General features: G+C 47.4%; 4 protein-coding genes and 1 tRNA gene. All 5 read right to left on the bottom strand.

The features are described from left to right. Positions 1-404 (bottom strand): hypothetical protein (locus H6F50_RS18255; RefSeq protein ID WP_242029100.1); only part of this gene is annotated, 404 nt, incomplete at its 3' end. A 237-nt stretch (positions 405-641) separates the two neighbouring features. Continuing rightward, positions 642-2,081 (bottom strand): glutamate--tRNA ligase, encoded by a 1,440-nt coding sequence (gene gltX / locus H6F50_RS18250; RefSeq protein WP_190429789.1) that lies wholly within the window; start codon positions 2,079-2,081, stop codon positions 642-644. Between the two features lie 101 nt (positions 2,082-2,182). Further along, a tRNA-Asp gene (locus tag H6F50_RS18245) sits at positions 2,183-2,256 on the bottom strand. Between the two features lie 177 nt (positions 2,257-2,433). Beyond that, entirely contained in the window at positions 2,434-3,651 is a 1,218-nt protein-coding gene (locus H6F50_RS18240; RefSeq protein WP_190429788.1) for an esterase-like activity of phytase family protein, read from the bottom strand. Between the two features lie 115 nt (positions 3,652-3,766). After that, positions 3,767-4,760 (bottom strand): TM0106 family RecB-like putative nuclease (locus tag H6F50_RS18235; protein ID WP_190429787.1); only part of this gene is annotated, 994 nt, incomplete at its 5' end.

Below are 4,760 nucleotides of genomic sequence, written 5' to 3'. Positions count from 1 at the left end.
CTTTTATCGTAAGATCCCACCCAAATTCCGTAAGTTCCCGGCTGCCACTGACCAGCAATGCCAGGGTTTTTGCCTTCATACTCATCATTGCACCAGCTGCCACCAGGTCCCTTAATCACGAGGGTAGTGTCTTCTGGGCTTTGCACTTGGATGGATAGAAAGTTGAAAAACGAAGTTAAAACTACAGTGTGATCGGGCTTATCGTCCGTAAAACCAACACATGGCCCGGTAGCGGTTTCGCTGCGACCTGCAATTTTTTGGGCCGCTATTTCGCCGCCACTGATACCCCGAATCGTCAACGGATCGGGCGAAAACCGGGGACCGAGGGTGACATTCTCGAATATGGGCGGGGATTGTACGGATTGGGCTTGCACCCTCGAAAGGCTCAACACTCCTACCGCCATCAGGGCTATGGTTGTGATGCCTGCCCAGAGGGACTTTCCTACCGATTTTTCCCCTAAATTGGGTACGGGTTTGTACATCCTCACTTCCAAAAACGGCACCTTGTTACCGATTATGTAACGGCTCTAGTTGTAGCAGTGACGATAGTATCCCATAAGAAGTTCCAAAGAAGAAGCCAAAAGCCTTCTCAGGCTGAGCTTGAGAAGGCTTGCAAAAGAAAAAGAAAGAAGATTTTCAGTTTACTTTTCTAGGGCTTGCTGTAAACGTAGCTTGTCCAGACCCCGCTGATTCAGGATCAACCAAGATTGAATCAAATCAGGACCATGCAAATCGCCGGTTAGAGCTGCGCGGAAACTTCGCATCACTAATCCTTTCTTCAGATTCTTCTCCTTGGTCAGCTGTTTGATGATGTCTTGGGCACCCTCTGCTGTCAAAGTTTGATGATTTTCCAGGGCGTCCAAAATCGCCTGCAAAGCGGTTTCGGTGCCGTCCTGCTGCAACTGAGTCAGTCCCTCTTCGCTGTAGGCTACGCTTTGGCTAAAGAATATCCGGCTCATCTCGACTGCATCCTGCAAGCGCGTCAGGCTGGCACTCAGCAGGCTGGTTAACTGCTCTAACCAAGGGCGATCGCTGATCGGGTCAAATTCGTATCCAGCCGCCTGCCAGTAGGGAATCAGCTGATTTAATAGCTCATCTATCGGCATCTTGTGCAGATACTGACTGTTAAGCCAATTCAGCTTATCCCAGTCAAATTTTGCCCCTGCCTTATTGACGCGCTCAAAGCCGAACTGTTGAGCCGCTTCTGGCAGAGTAAAGATTTCCTTAGTGGAATCTGGGGGCGTCCATCCCAACAATGTCATGTAATTCGCCAAGGCTTCAGGCGTGTAGCCCATTTGCTGGAAGTCGGAAATGGAAGTGACGCCATCCCGCTTCGAGAGCTTTTTGCCTTCCTTGTTCAAAATCAATGGCGTATGGGCAAATTCCGGGATTGCACTTCCCAGTGCCTCGTAGAGCAAAATTTGCTTAGCTGTGTTCGCAATATGGTCTTCTCCCCGGATGACATGGGTGATCCGCATATCAATGTCATCCACCACCACTGCCAAATTGTACAGCGGCTGACCCACTGAATCGTCTGAGGCACGAGCAATCACCATATCGCCGCCGAGGTCGCTGGCTTTCCAGCTAACTTTGCCGCGTACCAGATCGTTCCAGGAGATCTCCCGGTCATCATCAATTTTGAAGCGAAGCACCGGACGACGCCCTTCGGCTTCAAAAGCCGCTTGTTGTTCTGGCGTCAAGTTCCGATGGCGGTTGTCATAACGGGGAGCCTCTTTTCTTGCCGCTTGCGCTGTCCGCAATTCGTCTAGTTCGGCTTCGCTGGTGTAGCAGCGATAAGCATAGCCCTTATCTACGAGAGTTTGAATGGCTTTGCGGTACAGGTCGAGGCGCTTGGATTGAAAAAATGGCCCCTCATCCCAGGTCATTCCCATCCATTTCAGACCATCAAGGATGTTTTGAGTATATTCGGGGCGCGATCGCGCTTCATCGGTGTCTTCAATTCGCAGGATGAACTCGCCGCCATGATGGCGAGCAAACAGCCAGTTAAATACAGCGGTTCTCGCCGTCCCAATATGTAAGTTCCCAGTAGGACTTGGTGCAATCCGAACTCTAACGGTCACAGCAGATTCTCTCAAAAGGTTTCTATATTTGTTGTAGCTGCTAATAATTGTAGGGGCAGGTTTCAACACCTAACCCCTACTAACTTTTCTACTACTTTTTACGGGACTGACGGGGCTCGAACCCGCAACTTCCGCCGTGACAGGGCGGTGCTCTAACCAATTGAACTACAGTCCCTTGTTTTCCGAGCCATTAACGATTATGTCGAGTCTCGTTGGATTTGTCAACCCCTTTTTTTCATTCCCTTTCGAATGGTGGGGTAGACACGGCTTTTTTGGTCTCGTGCCAAGGCGCAAAGACGCTAAAACGTTGCTTCATTTGGCGTCTTTGCATCTTAGCGCGATATTGTCCGGATTAACTATGAATGTGGCGCTTGACTTTAATGCTCACAAGTGCTGCAAATACCAAGCCTGCCAGTGCCGAAGGTTCCGGGACAGAACGATGCGCCGCTGATTTGGTGCCAATTCCAAAGGCGAGTACCTGGGTAAACTGAATCGGGCTAAAGTTGTTATCGCTAACTACAATCAGCGACTTTCGCCCATCCGCCAAATCAGGGCCAAAAGTCAAACCTTCAATATTATCGAGCGTCACACCTAACTTCTCAAAATCAAGCAGCAGTTTTTTCTGAGCTGGTTTGATAGTGTTGAGGTTGATTGCACTGAGGCTGTTAATACTGCTAATATCGGTTGCCTTTTCTAAAGACACCTCAAACAGCTTGATTGTGTTCCCCACTCCAGTAGAAAAAGACCGTTCTAAGCTAAGAAACGTATCTTCATTCACTGCTAACAAATCTACTAAACCATTGGTCTTGAAACTATTAACAGGATTGGGTGCTGCGGCAACTGGATCGGTAACGTATAAAAATTCCTGTTCCGGCTTCCCAGTTGCTAGGTTATATTTCAAAATCCGAGAAGGACTTGCTACCTTGATGTCAGCGACAACACCATCCTGAGTCAAAGCATTTTCTGTAGCTGTAAACAAATACTTTTGGTCAGGGGTAAGCGTCAAGCTTTCAAAGGCTAAGTTATTGCGAATTCCGCTATCTTTAGCCGCTGTTGGTAAAAACTTCTGAGGAATTGGCAGGGTTTGCAGTTGCTGACCTGCCAAAGAAAACTCATTAACAAAAGGATTAATTAATTGGTTAGCATCTCCTTCAGAAGAGATAAATAGACTTCCCTTGCTAGTTAAGGCAATGCCTTCTGGGTCGAGACTTAAAGGAGCAAAAGGTTGATTGTTTATATTCAACAAGGTTGTTACGTCTACAGGCGTCACTCCACCCTGCTTTAAAGAACCCTGAGAAATATCAATTTTGAGGGTATAAAACCGAGATGGTGCCTTTTCGCTCCGGTCATCAGAAATACTGTAGTAGACGTTTTTACTGGCATCGTAAGTAATTCCTGATAGCCCTCCCAATTCAGTTCCCTGAAATGAAAAACCAGTCGAAAAAGTGGATTGTCCTAAGTAATCAACGCCGGTTATTTTGAATGCCTGAGCGGGATGTGCTGTCAGAATTGCAGTGGTTAATCCACCAATAAAACAGAAAGATGTAAAAAATTTATCGATCTTGCTCATGATTGCCAGTGTTAAATTAAGCCATTTACACCAGCACCGTATCATCATAAAAATAAGATTTTTTTAAGAGAAGGTTATAAGAGAGTTGAATTGGAAAAATTTGGTGCTGGAACGGTTACTCCCGTGCATCCAAATGAGACGCATCCTGCATAAAGTCTACCAGCCAGTCTTTAAGGTGACGGGTAGCGCGGCAATCGTCCTCGTTGTAGCGCAGAATGGCGTCGAGGAAAGTGCGATCGCGTGTTTTTAACCATTGATCGTACCAATAGATACACACTTGTCCATTCGCCCCCGCATCGCGCCACTCAAAACCCAACCAATGCGCGATCGCTTTTAAAGCATAACTTTCGACGGGCAGTGTCACCATCCCTGTTACCCACTCGTGGATATCCACAAAGCGCGATAGCACCGGACGTAGCCTCTCCAGCGGGGTGTTGTAGCATTTAGCCAGCCGCTTCATCGTCAGGATTTCGTAGTCGCAGAAATGGAAAATGGGAGCCTGAGGATAAGTCCAAACCAAATCTAAAAATTGCTGCCAAACCAATTCTTCGTCGCTGGGTTGTTCTGCTAAGAAAGGATAAAACGTTTCTGTATTAGCTTGACGGTCTACCACTAAAACTCCCAGCAGATAATCCAGTTCTAGCGACGGTTCTGCTTCAATATCAAAGTAAAGTTCGATAGGTGAAAGGAGAGAAGATGGATTGTTTATCACCCATTCTGCTGTTTTAGTGGTTTTAGCGATCGCAAAAGGTTTCTCCAGAAGCATCGCCCGATTCTCCACTACTGATTGCGCTTGCTGTACTAGCTGTTGCGCGACTTCCTCTCCCAAAACTGGCTCCAAAAAAGTCGGACTGACACTCGCCAAAGACTCCCGACTCGTCAGTTCAAGCGTCTGCAAATGCTGATAGCGACTTGGTGTTACACCCGGAATCAAAGAGAGATGTTGCTGTTCTTGAGCGATCGCATAGCAGTGATTTAACCAAGGGCAAAGATTGCACCGCTGACGGGTAATGAACACCTCTGGCTCTTGCCGAGACAGGAGCATTTCGATACACTCCTCTACAAGTGCCTGCATCATCGGCACCCATTTACTCAAATTGACTGCATAA

Origin of the sequence: Coleofasciculus sp. FACHB-712, assembly GCF_014695635.1 — a bacterium.
Lineage (GTDB): Bacteria > Cyanobacteriota > Cyanobacteriia > Cyanobacteriales > FACHB-T130 > FACHB-T130.
Note: the sequence above shows the minus strand (reverse complement) of the source record. Positions and strands in the feature narration are given on the sequence as shown.